Annotated in this window: 20 protein-coding genes and 1 tRNA gene; 8 read left to right on the top strand and 13 right to left on the bottom strand. The window is 33.1% G+C overall.

Going from position 1 to position 24,712, the window contains the following annotated elements; genetic code table 11:
- The first annotated feature begins 148 nt into the window (after positions 1 to 148).
- From ACFIMW_RS04635 to ACFIMW_RS04625, 3 genes are all read left to right on the top strand, one after another.
- Positions 149 to 2,899 (top strand): DEAD/DEAH box helicase, encoded by a 2,751-nt coding sequence (locus tag ACFIMW_RS04635; RefSeq protein ID WP_375608368.1) that lies wholly within the window; start codon positions 149 to 151, stop codon positions 2,897 to 2,899.
- A gap of 426 nt (positions 2,900 to 3,325) precedes the next feature.
- Positions 3,326 to 3,583 (top strand): hypothetical protein, encoded by a 258-nt coding sequence (locus ACFIMW_RS04630; protein ID WP_375608367.1) that lies wholly within the window; start codon positions 3,326 to 3,328, stop codon positions 3,581 to 3,583.
- A 195-nt stretch (positions 3,584 to 3,778) separates the two neighbouring features.
- On the top strand, positions 3,779 to 4,264 hold the full coding sequence (locus ACFIMW_RS04625) for a hypothetical protein (protein WP_375608366.1): 486 nt from the start codon (positions 3,779 to 3,781) through the stop codon (positions 4,262 to 4,264).
- Between the two features lie 621 nt (positions 4,265 to 4,885).
- Here ACFIMW_RS04625 and sodC read toward each other — a convergent pair.
- From sodC to ACFIMW_RS04605, 4 genes are all read right to left on the bottom strand, one after another.
- Positions 4,886 to 5,413 carry a superoxide dismutase [Cu-Zn] SodC gene (gene sodC / locus ACFIMW_RS04620; RefSeq protein WP_375608365.1) on the bottom strand — a complete coding sequence of 176 codons (528 nt, stop codon included), beginning with the start codon at positions 5,411 to 5,413 and terminating at the stop codon, positions 4,886 to 4,888.
- 382 nt (positions 5,414 to 5,795) lie between these two features.
- Positions 5,796 to 6,152, bottom strand: a complete 357-nt coding sequence (locus ACFIMW_RS04615; protein ID WP_375608364.1) for a hypothetical protein — start codon at positions 6,150 to 6,152, stop codon at positions 5,796 to 5,798.
- Positions 6,130 to 6,474, bottom strand: a complete 345-nt coding sequence (locus ACFIMW_RS04610) for a hypothetical protein (protein WP_375608363.1) — start codon at positions 6,472 to 6,474, stop codon at positions 6,130 to 6,132. The genes ACFIMW_RS04615 and ACFIMW_RS04610 overlap by 23 nt, the downstream gene beginning before the upstream one ends.
- A 1,121-nt stretch (positions 6,475 to 7,595) precedes the next feature.
- Positions 7,596 to 8,822, bottom strand: coding sequence for a UbiH/UbiF family hydroxylase (locus ACFIMW_RS04605; protein ID WP_375608362.1), 1,227 nt, complete (start codon positions 8,820 to 8,822; stop codon positions 7,596 to 7,598).
- 185 nt (positions 8,823 to 9,007) lie between these two features.
- On the opposite strand from ACFIMW_RS04605, the gene pcsA reads away from it, so the two are divergent.
- Genes pcsA through ACFIMW_RS04590 form a run of 3 tightly spaced genes read left to right on the top strand, consistent with a single transcriptional unit; the run spans position 9,008 to position 11,300 of the window.
- The gene (pcsA, locus tag ACFIMW_RS04600; protein ID WP_375608361.1) at positions 9,008 to 9,820 is read left to right on the top strand and encodes a phosphatidylcholine synthase; all 813 of its coding nucleotides are present in this window, start codon (positions 9,008 to 9,010) and stop codon (positions 9,818 to 9,820) included.
- A gap of 26 nt (positions 9,821 to 9,846) precedes the next feature.
- Positions 9,847 to 10,893 (top strand): enoyl-CoA hydratase/isomerase family protein, encoded by a 1,047-nt coding sequence (locus ACFIMW_RS04595; protein ID WP_375608360.1) that lies wholly within the window; start codon positions 9,847 to 9,849, stop codon positions 10,891 to 10,893.
- Positions 10,890 to 11,300 (top strand): DUF6163 family protein, encoded by a 411-nt coding sequence (locus tag ACFIMW_RS04590; protein ID WP_375608359.1) that lies wholly within the window; start codon positions 10,890 to 10,892, stop codon positions 11,298 to 11,300. Before ACFIMW_RS04595 ends, ACFIMW_RS04590 begins: the two co-directional genes overlap by 4 nt.
- Positions 11,301 to 11,647: 347 nt before the next feature.
- On the opposite strand, the gene ACFIMW_RS04585 is transcribed toward ACFIMW_RS04590, so the two are convergent.
- From ACFIMW_RS04585 to ACFIMW_RS04545, 9 genes are all read right to left on the bottom strand, one after another.
- A complete protein-coding gene (locus ACFIMW_RS04585; protein WP_375606871.1) occupies positions 11,648 to 12,007 on the bottom strand; it encodes a hypothetical protein in 360 nt (119 codons plus the stop codon).
- A gap of 109 nt (positions 12,008 to 12,116) precedes the next feature.
- A complete protein-coding gene (locus ACFIMW_RS04580) occupies positions 12,117 to 12,926 on the bottom strand; it encodes an MBL fold metallo-hydrolase (RefSeq protein ID WP_375606872.1) in 810 nt (269 codons plus the stop codon).
- A 10-nt stretch (positions 12,927 to 12,936) separates the two neighbouring features.
- Positions 12,937 to 13,710, bottom strand: a complete 774-nt coding sequence (locus ACFIMW_RS04575) for a TatD family hydrolase (protein WP_375606873.1) — start codon at positions 13,708 to 13,710, stop codon at positions 12,937 to 12,939.
- Complete coding sequence (gene metG, locus ACFIMW_RS04570) at positions 13,700 to 15,259, bottom strand: methionine--tRNA ligase (protein ID WP_375608358.1); 1,560 nt, start codon at positions 15,257 to 15,259, stop codon at positions 13,700 to 13,702. The genes ACFIMW_RS04575 and metG overlap by 11 nt, the downstream gene beginning before the upstream one ends.
- A 76-nt stretch (positions 15,260 to 15,335) precedes the next feature.
- Complete coding sequence (locus ACFIMW_RS04565) at positions 15,336 to 16,379, bottom strand: DNA polymerase III subunit delta' (RefSeq protein WP_375608357.1); 1,044 nt, start codon at positions 16,377 to 16,379, stop codon at positions 15,336 to 15,338.
- Positions 16,376 to 17,020, bottom strand: coding sequence for a dTMP kinase (gene tmk / locus ACFIMW_RS04560; protein ID WP_375608356.1), 645 nt, complete (start codon positions 17,018 to 17,020; stop codon positions 16,376 to 16,378). Before tmk ends, ACFIMW_RS04565 begins: the two co-directional genes overlap by 4 nt.
- Positions 17,021 to 17,048: 28 nt before the next feature.
- Entirely contained in the window at positions 17,049 to 18,212 is a 1,164-nt protein-coding gene (locus ACFIMW_RS04555; protein WP_375606877.1) for a D-alanyl-D-alanine carboxypeptidase family protein, read from the bottom strand.
- A 1,085-nt stretch (positions 18,213 to 19,297) separates the two neighbouring features.
- Positions 19,298 to 20,197, bottom strand: a complete 900-nt coding sequence (locus ACFIMW_RS04550) for a septal ring lytic transglycosylase RlpA family protein (RefSeq protein ID WP_375608355.1) — start codon at positions 20,195 to 20,197, stop codon at positions 19,298 to 19,300.
- A 582-nt stretch (positions 20,198 to 20,779) separates the two neighbouring features.
- A tRNA-Lys gene (locus ACFIMW_RS04545) sits at positions 20,780 to 20,855 on the bottom strand.
- A 1,138-nt stretch (positions 20,856 to 21,993) separates the two neighbouring features.
- Here ACFIMW_RS04545 and lexA point away from each other — a divergent pair.
- Both lexA and rimO read left to right on the top strand, forming a co-directional pair.
- Positions 21,994 to 22,698, top strand: coding sequence for a transcriptional repressor LexA (gene lexA, locus ACFIMW_RS04540; RefSeq protein ID WP_375606879.1), 705 nt, complete (start codon positions 21,994 to 21,996; stop codon positions 22,696 to 22,698).
- 497 nt (positions 22,699 to 23,195) lie between these two features.
- On the top strand, positions 23,196 to 24,509 hold the full coding sequence (rimO, locus tag ACFIMW_RS04535) for a 30S ribosomal protein S12 methylthiotransferase RimO (RefSeq protein WP_375606880.1): 1,314 nt from the start codon (positions 23,196 to 23,198) through the stop codon (positions 24,507 to 24,509).
- The last annotated feature ends 203 nt before the right edge of the window (positions 24,510 to 24,712 follow it).

Below are 24,712 nucleotides of genomic sequence, written 5' to 3'. Positions count from 1 at the left end.
GAAAAATGCGAATGGGGAAGGGATGATTATAGTTTAAATGTAGCCAATCTTGAACCAATGATTGTGGTAAAAGAAAGCGACAAAGATAAAGATATTGCGCAACAAGAATTAGATCTATTTGAATAATATATAAAAAGCGGAGTTTTTTATGAACAGTGTTGAAAAAAGGATTTCAGCTCGCTTATCGTTGCGTGATCCTCAACGTGAATCATTAAATATTTTGGTGAAAATTTTAGAAAATATAGAGCTTTCTAAAAATGCTGATTTAGTTTCGAAATTAGAAATAATAAAAAGTCTCTATCCTTCTGTACAAGATTTTGAACGAAGCTTTCCCTCTTTTTGTTTTGCCTTAGCAACGGGAGTTGGAAAAACGCGACTTATGGGAGCTTTTATTAGCTATCTTTATTTAACAGGTCGTAGCCGACATTTTTTTGTTTTAGCGCCAAACTTGATTATTTATGAAAAATTAAAACAGGATTTTAGTCCTCAAAGTCCGAAGTATGTTTTCAGTGGAATAAGTGAATTCATTGCAAATAGACCCATTATTATTACAGGTGAAGATTATGAAAGTGGTAAAGGTATTCGCGCTGATGAACACCACTATTACGGACAAAAACGTTTGTTTGAAAATCGGGATACGGCCTTTATCAATATTTTTAATATTTCTAAAATTAATACAACGGATAATAAAAAAAGCGCACTAAAATCTAGTATTCCGCGAATTAAACGCTTACAAGAAACGATTGGTGAAAGTTATTTTGATTATCTCGTAAATCTTCCTGATTTAGTTTTGTTAATGGATGAAGCACATCGTTATCGAGCGTCTGCTGGTGCAGCAGCAATTAATGAGTTAAAACCTGTTTTAGGAATAGAACTTACAGCGACACCGAAAACAATAGGTGCAAAACCTGTAGATTTTAAAAATGTTGTTTACAGTTATTCACTTGCAGAGGCTATGAGAGATGGTTTTGTAAAAGAGCCTGCTGTTGCTACACGTAAAGACTTTCATCCTCAAAATTATACATCTGAACAATTAGAACATATTAAATTACAAGATGCAATTCATGCCCATGAAAACGTGAAAGCAGATTTAATTGCCTATGCCAAAGATTATAACAAAAAATTTGTTAAGCCTTTTATTTTAGTTGTCGCTCAAGATACAAATCATGCACAGAAATTGCGTGATTTATTGGAATCAGATGATTTTTTTGCAAGAGCTTATAAGGGAAAAGTTATAGAGATTCATACAAAACAGTCAAATATAGAGGAAGATCAAAATATTGAAAAACTCATTGTGATTGAGAATCCTCATGAGCCAACAGAAATTGTTATTCACGTTAATAAATTAAAGGAGGGATGGGATGTTAGCAATCTTTATACTATCGTACCGTTGCGTGCATCGGCTTCAGAAATTTTAACAGAACAAACAATTGGGCGTGGATTGCGTTTGCCTTATGGGCATAAAACAGGCATAGAATCTATTGATCGTTTAACAATCATTGCGCATGATCGTTTTCAAGATATTATTGATCGTGCGAACGATCCGAATTCAATTATAAAAAAGCATATTGAGATTGGAACAGGGGGTGATATATCCTCTGAAAAATCGGATATAGTGACAGTTCCAAGTCAAGCAGAAGCTTTATTTATAAAAACGATAGTAACACGTCATTCCGATATAAATGGAACATCTGATTTACACGGTATCATGTTACGTAATACGGATTCACCCACATTAACCTCTGAAGAACAAGAAATTGCTGCTATCGCATGGGATATTATTAAAGAAAATGATAATTTACCAAGTTCTCAAATGCTTTGTTCTGCACCGATACAAGAAAAAATGAATAATAAAATTATGAGTATTATACCGCTAGCACAAAAGTCTCTTGTGTCAAAAGTGGTTACAATTCTGACAAAACAATTACCAGAACTGATCATAGATATTCCTAATATTGTACTCATTCCTTCGCGTGAGGTTACTTATGGTTTTTCTGATTTTGATTTGGAGAATCTAGAAAGTTTAAATTTGCAACCTGTTAGTAAAAAACTTTTAATTCGAGAATTGCGTACCCATAAAAGCATTTTTCTCACTTCTAAAGATAAATATATTAAAGAACCTCATCTTGAAAATTACATCATTCGTGGTTTTATTGATAATGATTTTATCGATTATGATAGCCATACGCCATTATTACGAAAATTGGCTTGTCAGATGGTAGAGCATTTCCAATCTTATTTACCCAATGATATAGCTGTTGAGAACGTATTAATTCACTATCAGCATAAGATTAATACTTTTATTGTTGCGCAATTAAGAGAACATCAATGGGAAACACAAAAAGATTATGAGATTAAAGTTACACGAGGTTTTACAACTTTAACACCTATCCATTATGTTTTGCCGCAAGGAACATCTCCTATTGATTTTCGTAATATTCCTGCCATTAAAAGAGACATTAAGAAACTTATATTCAGCGGCTTTAGGAAATGTTGTTATCCTTTGCAAAAGTTTGACTCAGTAGAAGGGGAATTACGATTTGCTCAAATATTAGAAGACGATGCAAAAGTATTGAAATGGATGAAACCCGCTCGAGGTTTTTTCAAGATAGAATATGATAAAGGATCAGCCTATGAACCAGATTTTGTGGTAGAAACGAAGGATGCCAAATATCTTTGTGAACCTAAAAAAGCTTCTGAAATACAAAACGCTATTGTTTTAAAAAAGAAACAAGCTGCAGTTCAATGGTGTTGTCATGCAACGCATTATGCAGCTACTTACGGTGGTAAAAAATGGTATTATGTTCTTATTCCCCATGATGCTATTAAAGCAAATAGTAGTTTTGAAGGTTTGTGTGCAGAATTTACCATTTCAGAATCTATACTTGAGAGCACATAACTTTTTGCTTTAAAAAAAACATAAGTTTTTTAACTGGTCGATGCGAGAAATAATCAAATGTTTGAATATTATTTTTAATTTTGTTCCCTGTTGCACCATTAATTTAAGAATATGAGCTAATTCTTAAATCATGAAATTATTATTTTTTTCTAACTAACTTAAAGTAAAAGGAAAAATTTATAGGGAAATTATACAATATTATGCTTTTTTATGGGGATTTTCAGCCCATTTATGATTTTTGATAAAAATAGAAGCTTACTTTCTTTATATGAAACAAAACCTTGAATTTGTAGCCACAAATTCAGAAAAAATATTTTAATTTTATAGACAGCTTTTTTCAAAAAAAATAGACAGTTTGTTGTGTTCTCTTTTGAAATATCTGAATATAATGGAATATCCAGAAGATAAAAGTAGGCTACTTTACATATGACTTTGAATTTAACAAACACTGTTTTTAATTTTTTAAAGAAAAACCCGACAAAAAAATTTACAGCTCGAGAAATTGCTCAATGGATATTTGAGAATTATCCAGAAAAATGCCGCCAAAAACAAAAGCGTTCAACGGCAATAATCTCTCCCCTTCATAGTGATGCAGCTCTTATTCAGCAAATTGTTGCTGAAATAGGGTCTCTGCGCTCTCAATTACAAAAGCGTTATCCAGAAATTAAAACCACTGAAGGATGACTGCGGCAGTATTATTTTACTAAACAAACAGATAGCGCTGAAATTGATGCAGCAGAGGACAATGTAGATTATAGGCCAGAAGATGGCTCTGTTAAAGAGCATGATCTTTATCCGTTATTATCTAAATTTTTATGGACAGAACTTGCTGTTTACAGCAAACGCATTAATGAGAAATGTTCTCGTAATAAACATGGTGTGGGCGGCAATAAATGGCTTTATCCAGATCTCGTAGGGATGCAAGGTTTAAGCAGGGAATGGAATCGCGAAATCAAAGACTGTGTTTTGCAATATTTTGATAAAAAGACAAAGCTTTGGTCTTTTGAAGTTAAAATTCTCATTAATCGTTCAAATTTACGGAAAGCATTTTTTCAAACAGTTAGCAATTCTTCATGGGCTAATTTGAGCTATTTAGTTGCTAGTGAAATTGAAGGTATTGATACATTAAAAGAGCTTCGGATGCTTTCAAGTTTGCATGGAATTGGATTTATAAGACTTGATAAAGAAAATTCTTCCGAGAGTGAGATCATAATTCCAGCGAAGGAACGTAGTGATATTGATTGGGATACTGCTAATAGATTAGTGGTAGAAAATAAAGACTTTCTTGATTATATTAAACTCATTCGTCAATTTTATCAAACTGGCGAAATGCGTCCATTGGATTGGGATCATATGGATCCATGAGGGGTATTTTAAAAAAGGTTTTATTGTTTAAAAGCTCTTTTGTTCAGAGTGACAAAAAATTACTCTAACTATTTTATTTGATTGATTATATTGATTTATAATGATAATTGGTATTTTTTACTTAATGAGAAGTTTGAATATCGTAGCATTCAATCATTTTAAACTATCTTATATTGGTGTTAATCAATCAAGGTTGTTTTTTGTGCCTCTCACGAGAGGGGAGGTAAGGAGGGGGCAAGTGAAAGTTTTTTGAGTATTCTATTTTGTATGAGGGCGTGATCCCATTAAATACCTTAAACTCAATGATTATAATTCATTACACATTTGTATTGTAGAGAGTGAAATTAGACTTTGTTGCTTCTGTTTACATCAAGCATTAAAAATATTGCTTCCTCATATTGAAGTTTTTTTACAAAGCATTTATTCTACTATTCCCTCAGTTTCGATTGCTGTTCGTTCTGATTATTATTAAGTTCTTTGTTCTCTGTATTAAACATTTAAAAAGAAATATCAATTTTATAAAATATTCACATAGTTTACTTCATTTCTTGAAATGGATTTAAAAAATAAATTTCTATCATCTCTTATGCTCAAGAGAGTGTGTGTAACATAATATTCTATTTATTTTTCAATAATACCGCACGCCAAACGTGCACCCCCTCCGCCAAGCGGTAATGGTTTATCTGATTGATTATCAGCTCCTAAATGAATTATTAATGAGCGCCCTTTAACTTCAGAGATTGTTTTTAATCGTGGAGCAAGAACGCTCATTACGGCATTTCCTTGCTTATCAACATAAAGTGCCGGTAAATCACCAAGATGACCATTGATATTATAGGGTCCTAAGTGTTTCCCAGTATGCTCTGGATCATAATGTCCACCCGCGCTTCCACCTATTATGCCATCTTTTGTATCACATGAAGGGTTTACATGTACATGAAAACCATGCATCCCTTCTGGTAAAGTAGATAAATTGGGTATGAAAATTAAACCGTATGTATTTTCTTCAATTTTAATGCTACCAATAGCCTTTTTAGAATTATTAGCTTCTAGTTTATAAATATTTACTTGTGTCGATATTGCTAACGCAGAGTTTTTATGAATTAAAAATGCCATAAAAACGAATAATGATAATAATATTTTTCTCATAAAATACCTTTATATTTAATTTAAATAATTTTAGCTATAAAAAATTATTAATTCAATATTATGCTTAATTGGATATATTTATAATTTACTAAAATTGATTTTTTAGAAAAATACTTCATAAATAAATATTACTTTTTAGAAATAGTAAATAAATTAAAGTATATTTCTAAACATATATCTCATTTTTTTATTTATAAAATTTATTTATAAATAATGTAGCTTTTATAGGTGGATAATTATATCTCACTTACATTTCTTCAAGAGATGCTTTAAAAAAATCTACTTTTTGAGATATAATAAGAAATTAAATAAGGAATTTTAATAAGTTAGCTATTATTTCATTTATAATATGATGATCTTTTCATCAAAAATGAGAACTTTTCTATTCATTGTGAAATTTATAAGAGAAAGGACTATTATGGTTCATATAACTCTCCCATAAAATACAGCATATACCGACACTCCCCCCCATTCCTAATCCTATCAGCGCTCCTATTATCATTCCAGCAGAAAGTGCTACCCCTATACCCATTGCAATAACTGGACCAAATCCTGGAAGAGCAATATAACCATAAGCTGCAAGAGCTGCTGCGATTGCTCCTGATAGGCTACCATTTAATACCCCGATGAAAGCAAATTCTTTAATGGAATGCCAGCAATTTTTGAAAAAATTTGTCTTATAATTATGAAAAGAAACAGAGCTGTAAGTTTTAAAATCAATCATATTTTTTTCTTTCATTTTGAATGGTAACGGTTCCTGAATAATCAATGGATACGAGAAAATGAGAGTTTTTAAATTTTATTAAAGCTCGCCAGATACCTTTGTCATCTAAACGTAATCGTTTAATATTCTCAAAACCATTTTGCATAAGACAGTTTTTAATTTGTGAGGCAGTAAATGAATTCTGACCTATTTTAGTGATATTTTGAGTAGAGGTATAGGTAAAGGTTTGACAATAAGGAAGGTGAAAAACGTCACTGATTGAAGTCGTGACTATCAACGAGACAGATACAATCATCATAATAAAAACACTTAATTTTAAAAAGTTATTTAGTTTCATCTTGTCACCTGCTGTTGAAACAACACTTTATTAACCTTTGTATTGCTAACAGGTTCCCAAGATGGTTTTATTTTTAATATTATACTTAATAACAAAAAGTTATAAAAATTTATTGATTAAATAAAAATATTTTTTATTATTTATTTTTATTATTAATAATTTATAATATTGAAATAAATATTATTAATATTATTTAAAAAGATGATATATAAGAATATTATACTAATAATATATGTTATTACATAAATTAAAATAAATATTATTTATAGATTTAATATAATTTATTATTTTATTAGAAAAAACAAAAACAGTATAAAAAATAAAATAGCACTGAAATTTAAATGTTTAATAACAACTTGAAAATAAATGATATTTATCACATCAGTAATAGATATGCTCCAAAACGCAATATTAAACCATAGAGAGATTATATTGCTTATTATTGCTCATTGATAACACATAGATTTATAATGATAATTCATTGTTTTGTATGTTAAATAAGCGTCACGAATATCGTATAATTCTCTCATTCAAATCTGTTTTTATTCTGAAGAATGAAAATCATAAAAGAGGCTTGCGTATGAGTAAAAAGCTATAAAGGAATAAATATAAAGTGATTCTTAGAAAGGCTCTCAAATATAAGGGGAAAAATAGTAGAGGATGGCCACATAATAATATAATGCTGTGCCAGCGTGTTCCTTGATAAGTGTAAAAATGATAATGTTTAACAGCTTTCCTTTTATATCATCATTACAGGGGTGTCATTGCGAAACGGCTTTAGGTGTCAGATTTTGCTTTAAACAAGTGCATAAATTAATAAAATGAACACTCTCGTATGAATTTTTTACAAAAGCTGTAAAGATACTCTAAATGATATTAACTTTTAAAGAATTAAACAATTTATTTTTGTTATGCATAATTACCCTTCTAAAGAATTGATACCCCAAAATGTATAGTAGAATATTGTTTTTTTACTGAATAAATTTATTTTCAAAACGCATTATTAAAAATAATTATTTATTGGGTTATTTATATATTATGCATTTATTTCTATTTAGTTAGTTTGCATTAGTAAGTTAGACACAAAATAGCATTCATTTTACGTTATTATCCATTATTTTTCAATAGAGCTGTTTAGGCGATTTTGTTGGAAATATTTGCATAATTTCCTTGAATCCGTAACCTGGATACATTCCTTCGCGCATAAATAAATTACGTAATGGGGAGCAATTATGTAATAGACCAAGCCCAACACTTCGTACGATATGAACAGGAAACATATGAGAAAGTAAAGCAGAGTTCAGTGTATGAACAGCTCCACTTCGGATTAATATATCTGGTTTGCGGCATTTGTTATAACGTGCAACAATCATTTCAGGGTTAGAATTAGATATTTCATTGGGTAAAATATCAATTAAAGTTTGAACATCACGGAATCCTAAATTCAATCCCTGTGCTCCAATAGGGGGGAAAACATGAGCAGCTTCACCCACTAAAATCGTTCGATTAGCAGCAAAATGATGAGCAAGAAGTCCTGAAAGAGGCCAGGACTGAATTGATGTTTCTAAGGTTAGCGTTCCAAGCATTGATTGCATTTGATTTTCGATTATTTTTGCAATTGCTTTTGATTTTATATTCAATAATTCTTCAGCACGAGAAGGATGGACAACCCATACAAGACTGGATCTTCGCCCTGGTAGCGGAACTTGTGTAAATGGACCATGTTCTGTATGAAATTCAGTTGATGTATTTTGATGAGAAAACTCATGGGAAAAGTTGAGAACAAGTGCTTTTTGTGGGTAGTTCCACTGTTTGATATTTATCCCTGCTGCAGCACGTGTGAGAGAGTGACGTCCATCAGCAGCTATAACAAGTGGTGCTTGAATGACTCTACCATCAGAAAGAGTAATACATACATGGCTTTTTGTGTGATGAAAAGATTTAGCAGCAGAAATAAATCTTGTAATATTGGGCATATGGGTAACAGCATCGGTTAAAGCACTGTTTAATTCTACATTAGGTATGTTATAACCAAAGGCTTTTTCATCAATTTCAGCAGAAAAAAAATGCACCGTAGGAGCACGCACAATCCTAGAAGTTATATCTATAATTCTCATGCGCGATAAAGCTGCCGCATGTTTTTGAAGACTATTCCAAATATTGAGTTTTTGAAGTGTGCGGATTGCTGGCATCATAAGAGCGGTTGTCCGTAACTCATCTGTATGGGCAGGGGGCCCAACAAGAAAAACAGAAAGCCCCTCATGTGCAAGACTCAGCGCAGCTAACATTCCGACAGGACCTGCACCAATAACAGCAATATCTTTATGCTCGTTTTTTTCAAAGATCACAACTGTTTGAACCTTTCTCCATTGAGAAAATATTTTAACATTTCCAAATGATCACTCTCTTTTTATTATATGAAGCTCTTCTATTATTATAGTATGTAATAAATAATGCGATATAAAAAAGTAACCTTTTTATGATTTTTTAAAATGTTGAGTTATATCATCGGTAAAAAATGGCGTATTGATAGATGATTGAAGACTTTAAAAACGAGGATAAGAAAACCTTGAAACGTAAACTAACAAAGAAAATCAAAACAAATGCTAAATTATTACGCCATAAAAAAGTAACAATGCCACAAGCAAAGGCCTTTTCCGTTCATTTACTAACAGCTTCGGGATCATTTTTAGCGTTTCTTTCTCTTATATCAGCCTCTCAAAAAGAATGGACAGCTATGTTCTGTTGGCTTGGGCTTGCCCTTCTGGTTGATGGTATAGATGGACCAATTGCACGCAAACTTGATGTTAAATACGTTCTTCCAACATGGTCTGGAGAGCTGTTAGATAATATTATTGATTACGTGACTTATGTCTTAATTCCTGCCTTTGCACTCTATCAAAGTGGTTTCATGGGGGTAGGGTTATCATTTTCATTGAGTGCAATTATTGTTATTTCATCTGCTATTTATTATGCAGATACTAGTATGAAAACCAAAGAAAACTTTTTTAAAGGATTTCCTGTTGTTTGGAATATGATGATTTTTACGCTTTTTGTCGTCAGGCCAGGAGAGTGGATTACTTTTATCATTATTGTTTTATCGGCGATTATATCTTTTTTGCCAATTTATTTTATTCATCCAGTAAGAGTCCTTCGTTTACGTAGAGTTAATTTTCCCATTTTTCTCTTATGGTGTGTTTTTGGTGTTTCTGCCTTCTTTTATCAACTAGAGGCTCCCTATTGGGTTAAAATAGGAATTTCGGTAACAGGAATTTATATATATTGTATTGGTGCAATCATGCAAATATTTCCTCAACTTGGGGGGGAAAATATAAAAAAACAATGAAATAGTTGTTTTAAGAAGGATGTGAGATGCAAATTGACTTTGGAGCAGGTGATGATATTTCTTTTACGAAAGAAGGATGTGCTGGTATTATAAAGCTCACGCGTCCTTCAGCATTAAACGCTCTTAATCAACGAATGGTTTCAGCTTTAAGAAAAGCTCTCAGAACATGGGAAACAGATGATAATGTTTCTTGTGTCTTAATTGAAGGGGAGGGGCGTGCTTTTTGTGCTGGTGGAGATGTTGTAGAAATCTATAATATGGGAAAAAGTCCCTTTGCTTATCAATACTTTAGGGATGAATATAGTTTGAATGCTTATATCAAACGTTTTTCAAAACCCTATATCTCTTTTGTAAACGGTATTTGGATGGGAGGAGGGGTAGGTATTTCTCTATATGGTTCACATCGAATTGTTACAGAAAATACAGTTTTTGCTATGCCAGAAGGTGCGATTGGATTTTTTCCAGATGTGGGTGCAAGTTTTTTCTTACCATCTTTGCCTAATCATTTTGGCATCTATCTTGCATTAACTGGCGCATGCATAAAGTGGGGAGATTGCTTAAATTTAGGATTAGCAACACATGCTGTTCCTGAAATTGAATTCGATAGGGTTAGAAAAGCTATTATCGAACAAGGAGATCCTCTTTTAGCTTTAAACGAGCGATCCGTTACAAAAGACTATGAAACGAGTTACGAAATACGTTGTATTATTGATACTTGTTTTAGTGCCTATAGCTTAGAAGAATGTCTTGAGTTGCTTCATAAAAAAAGTGAAGAAGGTATTTTGTTTGCTAAAGAATGTTATGATATTTTGCAGTTACGTTCTCCAATAAGTTTAAAAGTTATCTGGAAACAAATGAAACAAAATTCACTTCAAACGTTGGAAGATTGTATGAAAATTGAAAACCGCATTGCACATCATATGATTAATTCACATAATTTTCATGAAGGTATACGTGCTATGTTAATTGATAAGGATAAAAGACCTCAATGGCAGCCAGATAAACTCTCAAATGTAACAGATGAAATGATAGATTATTACTTTCAACCTGTTGAACAAGAGTTATTATTGTGAAAAATAATCCTCACAAACGGGTTTCAAAAATCAATTTAATTTATAACTGTTACTTACGGTTTTTGGCACTTATTTGCTTAGTCCTAGGTATTTTTTATTGGATACGCCTTGTGGGTGTCTTTCCAGGTATTTTATGGCGTTTTGACCTTATGCCTTGGCAGTGGCAATTTGTCTCAGCTATATTGGCGATTCTCTATCCTATTGCCTTAATTGGACTTTGGATGTATTCACCATGGGGAATTATTTTATGGTGTATTGCAACATTGATTGAAACAATAGCAATATATTGTTCTGATTTTATTTATCAGCCATTTGTACCATTATTTCATGGAATATTATTTTTAACTTTTATAATACTACAAATTATGATGATTTTTTTAAAAAGAGTAAAAAATAAAAAACTATAATGATTGAAATTTTCAAGAAAGAATAACCGGACAGATTTTCAATCTTGAAAGGTTATCAGTTTTTTTAGTAAAGGCTATGCATCTCAATTCAATTGTCAAACACGAGTATATTGGGTAGGGAGTCCCATGGTTAATATTGCTAACATTCCTTAAAGTGCTGATGGCATACCCTTGTATCCTTTCTATAAAAGTTCCATAATATATATTATGCGATAATTTGGTAAAGCAATCCCTACTTTATATTTATATCATACAATTTACTTTTAAAATAAAATTTGGTCTTTAAAGTATATTCCTTAAAGACCAAAAATAGTGATAATAAAATTACATATAATAAATAAGAAAAATTACTGTACTATTTTACAACGTTTCATACGTGCAAGATCACTTAAAACAGCATTACGATTATTTAAAGCCGAAATTTCATTGCTTTCACTGGATTTAGGATCCATAAAAAACAGAGCAGGTAAAAATACAACACCTGCCGCTGCTAAAGCTACATTTTTATTTCTTGCTGTAGAACGCTCTCTAATTGTATCATTAATCTGTCGTTTATTAGCAAAAAACTCCCGTTGAATATCGGTGCAACTCATTGATCCATCATGTAATGTTGTCGTTGCAATATTTTTTTCTAAACGCCCCCCACATGCTGTTAAGGAAACTGCTAAAACGGCAATACATACACCCCGCTTAAAATTCTTATACATAAAAACCTCATTTTAAACATAAAAAAGTGACATTTATGTCAAAAATAAAACAAAATAAAGGATAATCTTCAAAAAATTTTATTTAACGTAAAATATTGTATGAATAAACTTATGCAGTTGTTTCGAAAGTAAGGCCCTGATACGCAGGTTTTACAGAGGATGGAACGTAATTTACGACTGCATTATAATCCAGCGATCTATCCATATGTGTGAGTATTGCTTGTTTTGGCTTTAAATATTTTATCCATTGTAATGCTTGATCAACAGAAAAATGACTTGGGTGAGATTTAAATTGAAGGGCTTCAATGATGAGAACATCCAAACCCATTAATTTTGATAATGTTTTTTCAGGAAACTCACTAACATCTGTACAATAGGCAACATTTCCGATACGGAAACCTAAAGAATGAATATTTCCATGGTGTTGTAAATGCGTATTAACGCTTATTGCTCCACCCTCCCCTTGAATAATAAATTGGCTATCTTCATTGATAAGATGCTCTTTTAAAATAGGAGAATAAGATGAATCTTTTGGTGTTTGAAAACAATATCCGAAAGCATTTTTGAGATGTTCTAGTGTAAATCTGTCAGCATAGATATCTATTAAACATTTTTGTGCAAGTGCATAGCTGCGTAAATCATCAATACCGTGGATATGATCTGCATGAGAATGTGTGTAAAGAGCAGCATCAAGATGGTCCACATGCGCTTCAATCATTTGTGAGCGAAAATCCGGCCCCGTATCAATAACGATTGTTGTTTTTTTCCCTGATGGTTTAATGCGTTCAACTAATAAAGAACTTCTGTAGCGTTTATTTTTAGGATTATTCGGATCACATATTCCCCAATCACCATTAGGTCTTGGCACTCCTGGAGAAGGACCACACCCTAATATTGTAAATCGGTATTGATCACACATAGCTTTTGCCTTATTTCATTTTGCTAAATAAACGAAAAGCATTACGGGTTGTTATTTGAGCTGTTTCTTCAATGCTTAAGCCAATTGTTTCAGCTAAAACAGCTGCTGTATAGCATACAAAAGATGGTTCATTTGTTTTCCCCCGATGAGGGGTGGGTGCTAAAAATGGTGCATCTGTTTCCACCAACAAATGTTCATGGGGCACAATTTTTGCTATTTCACGGATTTCAAGAGCGTTTTTAAAAGTAAGAATACCTGAAAAAGAAATATAACCACCAAGCTCAATTCCAGCACGAGCAAGTTGCATTCCAGATGAATAACAGTGAAGGATAAAGGGAAAAGCTCCTTCTTTTATCTGTTTGCGCAATATTTTTTCCATATCGATATCGGCATTGCGTGAATGGATAACAAGAGGAATCTGTGTTTCTCTAGAAGCGATGATATGTTCTTGAAAAACTTTCTTTTGTTCTTCTGGTGTAGAGTAATCATAATGATAATCAAGCCCCCCTTCCCCAAACGCAACAATTTTAGGATGATTCGAGAGCTGTATAAGCTCTTCCGCTGTAATATTTTGTTCTTCATGCGCATGATTGGGGTGTGTTCCAACGGAACAAAAGACTTGATCATAGCTTTGCGCAATAGCTAACAGCTTATCTAACTTATGAACATGGGTTGAAATTGTTATCATACGTTTAACGTTAGCATCTAAAGCCCGTTGGATAACATTATCCAAATCTTGTGAAAAATCTTCAAAATCAAGATGACAATGTGTATCAATCAACATGATGAGTATCTTCTTTCTTCAAGATATAACGAGGAAAAATTGGTTCTGGTGGTGGAAGATCAAGTCCTTCTTGAATTTTCGCATGGCTTATATGATACAACAACCGATCATCTTCAGCAATCGCAAGGCTATCAAGAAGTTTTGCTGCTGATTGAGGTATGAAAGGCAAAAGCATTATTCCTATTCGCCGCAAGATTTCTACAGTTATATAAAGAACTGTAGAAAACCGATCTCGATCATTTTTACGTAAACTCCAAGGTTGTTCGTTGGCAAAATAGCGATTGGCATCTGCTACAATTGAAAAAATAGCTGAAAGGGCTAAATGCATACTATGAGAAGACATTGCTTGATGTACAGTTTCCAGCACCTGAAGAGATTGTTCTAAAAGCTGTTTATCTTGAACTAAGAATGAAGTTGGTTTTGGGACTTGTGCATTACAATTTTTGGCAATCATAGATAAAGAGCGCTGTGCCAAATTACCAAGATCATTAGCAAGATCAGCATTAATACGGTTCACTAAACTCTCATGGCTATAACTACCATCTTGTCCAAATGGCACTTCACGGAGAAGAAAATAACGGACCTGATCAAGACCGTAATGATCAACCATTTCAAAAGGATCAACGACATTTCCAATAGATTTTGACATTTTTGCACCACGATTAAGTAAAAAACCATGTGCAAAAATATTCTTAGGCAAATCAATTCCAGCAGACATTAAAAATGCTGGCCAATAGACTGCATGGAAACGAATAATATCCTTACCAATAATATGCGTATTTGCAGGCCAAAAATCACGTTTTGTTGAATTTTCATTGAAAAAACCAATTGCTGATAGATAATTTGTAAGTGCATCAACCCAAACATACATTACGTGCTTTGGATTATCAGGAACAGCAACGCCCCAATTAAAACTTGTGCGTGAAATAGAGATATCTTTTAAACCCGATTTGATAAAACTTATAATTTCATTTCGCCGCTCAAGTGGAGCAATAAAATCAGGATGTTTTTCATAATATTCAAGAAGAGCCTTTTCATAACGAGAAAGCCTAAAAAAATAACTTTCTTCTTCATTCCATTCAACTGGAGAGCCTAATTCCTTCTCGCGACGGATATTGTCTTGTCCAACTTCCGTATCTTTCTCTTCATAATAGGCTTCTTGGCGAATCGAATACCACCCCGTATAACGGCCGAGATAAATATCACCATTTGCTTCCATCTTTTTCCAAATTTCTTGACACGCTTGATAATGGCGTTCTTCTGTCGTACGGATAAAATCATCATTAGAACAATTTAATACTGCAAGCATTTTTTGAAATACCGCACTATTACGATCTGCAAGTTGCTGAGGTGTCATGCCTAATGCAGCTGCGGTTTGTTGCATCTTGAGACCATGCTCATCTGTACCAGAAAGAAAAAATACATTTTTCCCGTTTAACCGTTGAAAGCGGGCTAAAACATCGCTTGCAATGGCACTATAAGCATGTCCAATATGTGGAGCACCATTAGGATAAAAAATGGGAGTTGTTATGTAATATGTGTCACGCATGTCATACTCGTTGTAAAACGCTATAAATAGAAGATATTATGACATAGCGTTTGTTCATCGCATTGTCACGGAAAAACTAATTCTCATGAATGATCTTATGAACTTTAAAAAGTAAGTTAATAACAAACTGCTTTTTATCGAGATTAAACAGTTGTATTTCCTCTATTTCTTGATGAATCTCCTGCCATTTTCCCGCATATTTTTTTGAGAGAAATAAGTCTCCCTTTTCAACGAGCATGATAGCTTTTTTTTGAATTTTATTAAGAATTTCATCACAAAATTGTTGAAATTGGAATGTAGAAGAAACAGATGAAAATGTTTGTGCAAGAGTATGTACAATCGTTGCGTTACAAACAGGTTTCTCTAGGAGAGCATCAATTGTTTTAATAATTTCAAGACCGCCATGGCAAATAAGTAAAGCGGCTTTTCGAGGGCTTCCTTTAGATTTTTTAATAATCATTTCAATTGTTTTTTCATCAGGTAAATCCTGATCGGCGAAAATATGTATAATAACTTTTTTCATTTCATCGTTATTCAACGGACGAAAAGAAATTTTTTGACACCGTGAATGGATTGTTGGAAGCAATTTTCCTGAAGAATGTGCGATAATAACAAATAACGTTTTTGTAGGTGGTTCTTCAAGTATTTTGAGAATTGCATTTGCTGCATTTCTATTCATATCATCTGCAGAATCAATAATAATAATACGCCATCCATTATCTTGCGATGTTCGACTTAAAAAATGCATAATATCACGGATATCATCAACGAGTATTCCTGTTTTAAACTTTTGCGTTTTCACATCAAATCGACGTGAAATATACAAAAGACCAGGGTGACTTCCTTGTGTAATTTGGCGCCATGGGGTAGAATAAGGATCGGGTTTCAGGAAAGAACTCTGTTGAAAACTTAAAATATTCCAAGCAAGATGAAAGGCTAATGTAGCCTTTCCAATCCCATATTCTCCTTCAAATAATAATGCATGATGCAAACGCTCTTCTTTAAGCATTTGTGTCAAAAAATGACGAACATCCTCATGACCAAAGAGAACATTGTTCTGGGATGGTGATAAAATTGTATCAATATCATCATATTGGCGTAAGGTATTTACATTACTCATGAAAGCTGCTCCAACAATACCTGATGACAAATATTTTTTATTTGATGAGCAATGGCTTCCACTGAGCCAGTGGCATCAATGACTCGAAATCTATGGGGTTCCCGTTTGGCCAATTGAAGAAAAGCCTGACGCCTTTGTTCTTGAATTTCCAACTGATCTTTTTCAAAATAATCAATTTCTGCTGTTTTTTTTCTTCGCAAATTTGCACGCTTCATACCACACACTGCTGGCATATCTAATAAAAATGTTAAATGAGGCAAAATACCATTGAGCGCAATACACTCTAAAACAGAAAGAAGAGAAGAACTGACGGTATCATTGAGGCCTTGATAAACGCGTGTAGAATCAATAAAGCGGTCACATAAAACGATTTTACCTTTTTGCAAAGAAGGTGCGATAACCTCAGTAACATGGTCGACACGTGCCGCTGTAAACAAAACAGCTTCAATCAATGGTCCATATTGTTGTATCTTCCCTGACAATAAAATATGTCGGATTGCTTCTGCTCCTGCCGTTCCTCCTGGTTCTCGTGTTGTAACAACATCATAACCTTTGTGAGAGAGATACTCAGCAAGCAAAGAAATCTGTACTGTTTTTCCTACTCCCTCCCCTCCTTCGAATGTAATAAAATAACCTGACACGTATGACCTTAACCTTATTAGCGCGTAACTATAAATATTTCCGTAACCATCCAATTGTGATTTCATAGAATGCATTTTTTACTTTTGCAAAGAAACTTCCTTCCTGAACATTCATTCCGGCAAAAACTGGTTTTTCCAGAAGAACCTTTTTATCTTCTAAAATTTGAATAACGCCAACTGATTGCCCAGAAACGATGGGGGCTTTCAATGGACCATGATATTTAATTTTTGCTTTAACATTTACTTTTTTTTCATTCGAAAGCATAAAACTTATTGGTGTTTTAACAATGAGTGGAACAAAATTTTGCTTACCACCATAAACAGGAGCACGACCAACCGTTTCTTCTCTTGTGAAAATCGTTTTGAGATCAAATGCCGTCATTCCCCATTGAAGAATGCGTTCTATTTCTTTTGTATATTTTTTTCTATCTTGCAAACCATTGATTGCTAAAAAAAGACGTTGATGATTTTTAGAAATGGTGGCAACCATTGAAAAACCTTCTTTTTTACTGTAGCCAAAACCAAATCCTTCTATACCAATTTCCTTAGAAATAAGAGGGTTTTTGTTACGTTGAAAAATATTATTCCACGTAAAATGAGGTTCACGATAAAGTGCATAATAATCTGGATATTCCTGAGTAATGTAACGTGCTAATATAATCATATCACGCACTGTTACAAATTGTCCCTCTTCGGGAAGCCCTGTTGCATTAACAAAATGACTCTGAGATAATCCAATCATTTTAGCGCGCTGATTCATCAACTTTGCGAAATGAGCTTCATCTCCTGATATGCCTTCAGCAAGAATAATAGCAGCATCATTTCCATTGACAATAATTAAACCACGCAACAGATCATAAACACTGATTTCTGTTTTTATCTTTGCAAACATAGTGGTTGTACCAGAAGGTGCTCCACCCTTGCGCCAAGCATTTTCACTGACCTTAAATTTCTGCGTACTTTTTAATAATCCTTTTTTTAATTGATGAAATACAACTTCTGCTGTCATCAATTTTACTAATGAAGCAGGGAAAAAAGGAATAGCACTTTGTTTTTCATAGAGTACTGTCTCTGTATCATCATCGAGTAATAACAATTGGGATGCGGGAGTTTGAAAATCTTGCGCTCTCCCCCATGTATCAAATGCCAATACTCCCCATAATATTAATAAGATCCTTAATACTGTATACATAGCCGCTCCTCCCATCTAAAAATCAGCATAAAGAATTTACTATATAGGAAAAAACTTTTTGATTGCTGCAAATTGAGGAATTATTTACAACTCACAAAAAGATTTTATTTTCATTTAGCTTTAGAAAAAAATAATATGACACGCTTTTTATCTTCCATGTAGGTTCAGTTTAATTTTAAAGTATGAGAGACAAAATATTTTTTCCTATTTTTATTGATAGTATTTTGATTTGTTATGATAAATTATAATCTTTTAACGTGGATTTGATTCAAAATACTGTAAGATTCTCTCATCCCCTCCTCTCATATTAAATTCAATAAAATCACTTACTTACGCGTCATAAGCAGGGTTCGTATATGGATAAAAATTATTAAAAAAGAGAGTAAAATACTTCTTATCAACCTCTCAAGTGTTAAGAATTATCGCACAAAACATTGGGGCTTGCAAAGTCTATGACGTTGTCGGTTTATATCTTCATAAGTGTGAAGATGGTGATATCTAAAGGCGTTACAGTTATGCCATTCACAGGCGCTGTCGTAAAATAGGCTTGTAGCGTGTTGAAATATATCTCTTTTAAATAAGTCCATGAATTGGCAATGTAAGTGTATTTTGTTTGAGACGCTCTGTTTTTCGTGAGGGAACTTACTCCATTAAAGAACATGATAAACAAAAGCATGAGATAATGCATAATCTTTTCATAGGATATTACCGTAGATACTTTAGAAAGATGCAAGGCCGAATCAAAAGAAAATATTTTTTTACTTGTTAAGCTTTTTATTCTTCTCAAATCGATTGTACAGTTGTTTTAGAGATTACACAAACAGACTGACACAATAATCTACCTTCATCTAGCAAAAGCTATTACAGCAAGAAAAGTACACGCTTTATTAAGCAAGCAATATCATAAAACGACGAAAATACTAGCAATGGAGTGGAAAGGCCCGTACTGAATTTATAATAATAGCACCCAACCACGCTTTTTGAAAAGGACAACGCGCCTTAAGATGAAACCCCTACACTAAATCCGTAAGTTCTTATCTTTTTTACTAGAAAATTATATTGATAAAAAATCAACGCATTTTTTCTTAAAACAGTTGTAGCCAATTGACCTTTGTTTTTTTGTTTAGCTTATTTATAGAAGCAACTTGATCGAATGGCATCGGCTTATCAACCATGATAGGACCAATTTCCGGCAATTTAACTGCAACAGTTTTATTACGTTGTTCCTGTTCAACAGCAGCTGCTTTAGCTAATTCTTTTTTGTTCCCTATATTGCGCTGCTCTTTTAACAAAACAGTTTCTCTTTTTTTCGAAACATTCTCCGACGCTAATGAATATGACACGGCGTTTCCTGGAGTATAAGAGGCCATTAAATATGCACCATCATAATAGCCAATGGGTGCTTCAGCGATATATTCCACCTTAACATCTGCTACTCCCTTATCGACATAACCAAGTATTGTCGCAGCTTGCCTTGATAAATCAATGATTCTGTCTTTCATAAAAGGTCCGCGATCATTCACTCTAACAACGATTGAAGATCCATTTCTCAAATTAGTAACACGAGCATAGCTAGGTAAAGGCATTGTAGGATGAGCGGCAGTCAAAAGATTCATGTCATAAATTTCACCATTAGCTGTTAATCGTCCATGAAAGTCTGAACCATACCATGATGCCTCACCAACACGTTTATAAGTTGGATCATTTTGAGGATAATACCACTTCCCCTTTATTTGGTAAGGCTTACCAACAATGGCACGCTCACGTTTTTTTTCTTCCGATTGATTTTTCTTATTTGATACTTGTTTAGGCAGAACAGAAGTATTTACGTCAACAGGTTTATTATGATAAGAATCCCTTATCGAAAGGAGTGCAGTTTGGCCTGCACAACAAGACGCCAATAACTGAGAAATGACCATCATAGAGAATAATTGAAGTGTCGGTTTAATGATAGAAGTAAATTTTTTTTTGCTATTTAAAAGCATCTGTTCAGTCCACTTATCCTTTTAAGTACTACTGTAAAACCATGTCACGCCTTCTATATGTGATAGGAAAATTCACATTTTTAAATGATTTTCCTCGCGCATATACTATCTTTGAATTTTTTCTCTATCAAAAAATTAACGCATTGTTAACCTTTTTGTAATTTTCATAAGAAATAAATGCACTATTGTAGATGTAAAAAAAGTAAAAAATAAATAAATCAATATCTTATTGAAAAAATCATCCCATAATATAAACTGTGAATAAGTATGGTGATTTGAACAATTTATTTTATGAATCATGTAACATGATAACTTTAAAAATCAGTCCGTGTTATTGCTAAAATTAACGGTCATGCCTGCTGCGCTAACGCAGGTATAGCCGGATCACAAGCTTAAAGCACTTTTGGGTTGATAAAAGATAGCATGGCATCACTTTATACCAAGACAGCCGATAAAAAATAATCAGCAGTAGAATTAATCAAAGAACTCCAAAAATGTCCAAAAGTAATCAAAAAGAACTCAATAGAATTAAAGGAATCGAAATCTCTGAACTTTTGTATAACTATTGATTTTATTTGAATTTGGTGAGCGCGCAGGGATTCGAACCCTGGACCTACTGATTAAAAGTCAGTTGCTCTACCAGCTGAGCTACGCGCTCCCACACAAGCTATCTAGTTTGCGGAAAGTGAAAGGAACATACGGTTGACTTTTCATTTGGTCAACACCTTTTGAAAAAAATATTATTATTTTCTCTAGTTATCAATAATTTTCTCTTTTCCCATCATTATATAGCTCCCCTTTATCTTCTTTTTGAAGTCTCAATAAAGGGGGAATCTAACTATAAAAACATTTCATGGATTCAAAATGCTAAAATTATGAGAAATCCGCAAGCTTCTCCCTCATACATATGAGGTGTTGAGCATAATGAGTAAAGCAAAAGTGCTTCTCGCTGTAGATCGTATATCATTTTTATATCGTTACATTTTCTTTTCCAATTTTCAAATATGAATACAGTTTTATAATACAAAATATTGATCTATAATAATTGATCGTTTTATGTATTGAATAAGGGATCTGAATACCTTGGAGATTTTATCATTTCAAATCCCTTTATATTGAAACAATCAAAATCATTTGCTCGACCAATAAAAGTGAGGGAATAAAACTATATAAAAAAAGAAATGAAAATGATACTTATGCCTTCTTTCAATAACTAAAAATTATCGAAACATTAAGAGGATAGCAAAATAATATGATAGTGTTAGCACGTTTGATATAAAAATGCGGCAATCCAATAGATTTTATATTATTCATCACAAAGTCTTGATGAAAGCAAGCACATTGAGAGATACTTTTTTAAACAAATGTACCAATGAGCGACAATAGCATTCTAGAGGGATGACTTTTATTCATGCACAATGGCTATATAATGAAAGCCAATTTATTCTATAAAATAAAGCAGACATAATAATGCAAAATGATTCTCGATACACCTTGAGTGATCAGTTCTATTATTGACAATAATATTTTCTAATTCACTTTTTATATCAGAAATTACAAGATACGTATATATATTTTTAAAAGAAAAAGATACCACTGATCATAAACTTTAGTGTCGAATAATTCAGTTTATTTCAGAGCTATAAAATATTTTTATATATGATGTAATATTAACTTCACTTATAAGATCAAAAATAAAGCAAATAATTTTAATTTAGCGAAAAAAACTTGCATAATTATTATGTATACACGTATTTTTACTTTATTCCTTTTTATTATTTTGATTGGAACATTGAATGCTGACATGTAAACAATATGAGTTACTCTTGTTTATTCACAATCATATAAAAGAAACAGGAGTTTCTCCTTCTTTTGAAGAAATGAAAAATGCATTAGAACTTTCTTCAAAGTCTGGTATTCATAAGCTTATTATAGCTTTAGAACAAAGAGGTTTTATACGTCGTTTGCCCAATCGTGCGCGTGCAATGGAGGTGATTCGACTCCCTGAGAAAATAACATTTAACCTTTCTTTAGCACGTAAGATTTCTCCCAGTATGATAGAAAAAAATAAAAGAGAAATATCAAAAAACTTGAGTAATTTTGAAGTAGAAGAAAAAAAAAATACCACCATTCCCATTATGGGACGCATTTCTGCGAGCGTTCCTGCTTCTGCTATACTGCAACAAACAAGCACACTTTCTCTTCCACACGATATGGTTAATACAGGTGAGCACTATGCACTAGAAGTTAAAGATAATTCTATGGTGGAGGCTGGTATCCTTGATAAAGATACGATCATTGTGAAACGCCAAAATACAGCAATATCAGGTGAAATTATTGTCGCGTTTATTGATAAAAAAGAGGCAACATTAAAACGTTATCGACGCAAAGGAGCCTCTATTGCATTAGAAGCTGCGAATCCTCACTATGAAGTACGTACATACAAATCCGAGCGTGTAGAGATACAAGGCAAGCTTACTGGACTTATTCGTAAATATTAAATAACAATAATATTAAATAACAATCGCATTTTATATTACGCTATACATACGCCAATAAAATACAGTAAAAAAACCGTTGGACATTTTTAATATTGTGCCACAAGAAATTGATTTTCTTCTCACTCCTCAAAAGACATCCTCCCCCAATCTGATCTGAGAATAATTCAGATTCTTGTTGAATGAATTCTTTTTTCCCTTCCCTTTTACGCGCTTCACTTACGCAAGGCTTGATAAGTAAGCTTAGAAATATTCATTACACGCTCTAAAGTACTGAATGTTTTAAGGAGTTTGCTTTATATCATCGCTCTCAACGATGGTATTTTACAGTATAATAAGATAAAATCATATGCATGTATAAAATCACGTAAAATATTGTAGAAAAAAATCAAATAAATTTGTAACAGATTGTATTGCATATGTATAAAAATAAAGAACATTTTTTCTTTTTAAGCCAATAAAAGAGTCATTCAATTGTTCATAGTCATTATAGGATTATTATGGTTGCACCTCGTATTAGTTTTGTCTCTCTCGGATGCCCAAAAGCACTCGTAGATTCTGAGCGAATTATTACACGCCTTCGCTCTGAAGGGTATGAGATTTCACGTCAACATCAAGGAGCTGATGTCGTTATTGTGAATACCTGTGGTTTTCTTGACTCGGCAAGGAGAGAATCATTAGCCAATATTGATGAAGCTCTTAAAAAAAATGGAAAAGTTATTGTAACAGGGTGTCTTGGTGCTGATCCTGATGCTATTCGCCAAACATATCCTAATGTATTGGCTATTACAAAACCGCAAGCTTATGAAAGCGTTATAGAAGCTGTTCATACAGCAATTCCCCCTGTTCATGATCCTTTTCTTGATTTAGTTCCTCCCCAAGGTATTCGTTTAACTCCTCGCCATTATGCCTACTTAAAGATTTCTGAAGGATGCTCTAATCGGTGTAGTTTTTGTATCATACCTACTTTGCGTGGTGATCTCACTTCACGTCCCATCAGCGATGTTCTTCGTGAAGCTGAAAAACTCGTGCAAGCGGGTGTAAAAGAACTTTTGGTTATTTCACAAGATACGAGTGCTTATGGCGTTGATCTTAAATATCTCGAAAATTCTTGGAAAGATCGTACAATCAAAACCAAATTCTTTGATCTTTGTCGCGAATTAGGCGATATGGGTATTTGGGTACGTATGCATTACGTTTATCCTTATCCCCATGTTGATGAAGTTATCGAACTTATGGCTGCAAAAAAAATTCTTCCTTATCTGGATATACCTTTTCAGCATGCATCACCGACTGTTTTGCGTCACATGAAGCGTCCCGCACTTATGGAAAAAACAAACCGTAGAATTGAAAAATGGCGAAAAATATGTCCAGATCTTACTTTGCGATCAACATTTATAGTTGGTTTTCCTGGTGAAACGAATGAAGATTTTAATATACTTCTAGAATGGCTAGAAGAAGCAAAAATTGAACGCGCTGGGTGCTTTAAATATGAAGAAGTAAAAGGAGCTGCCGCAAATGATTTGGGATTAAAAAATATTCCTGAGGAGGTGAAAGAAAACCGCTGGCATCGTTTTATGGCAAAACAACAACAAATTTCTACACATCTTTTAAAGAAAAAAATTGGAAAAAGACTCCGAGTGCTTATCGATGAAAGTCAAGGAAAAGTTGCCAAAGGACGTAGTCAATACGATGCTCCAGAAATAGATGGTGTTGTCCATATATCATCACGACGTCCACTGCGTGTTGGTGAATTTGTCACTGTTAAAATCGAACAATCGGATGCCTATGACCTTTATGGTATAGCAGTTTAAAAAATTAACTCCCTCCCTATCCTCAATGATGAAGATTTCTATTAGCATCGGTTTATAAAAAGATCAGCTACTCACAATCGAACTTGATCACTTATATAGCTTACTTCATGAGAATTTACGAGCAATCTTTGCTCTGAATGTTTGCTATACACTCCCAAAATACCAAGCAGTTATATATTCTCTTAATTTAATACCTTATAAAT

Source organism: Bartonella sp. AC329YNZD (assembly GCF_042196685.1).
Lineage (GTDB): Bacteria > Pseudomonadota > Alphaproteobacteria > Rhizobiales > Rhizobiaceae > Bartonella.
The sequence above is the reverse complement of the archived record's forward strand: the minus strand, read 5'-3'. Positions and strand labels throughout refer to the sequence as shown.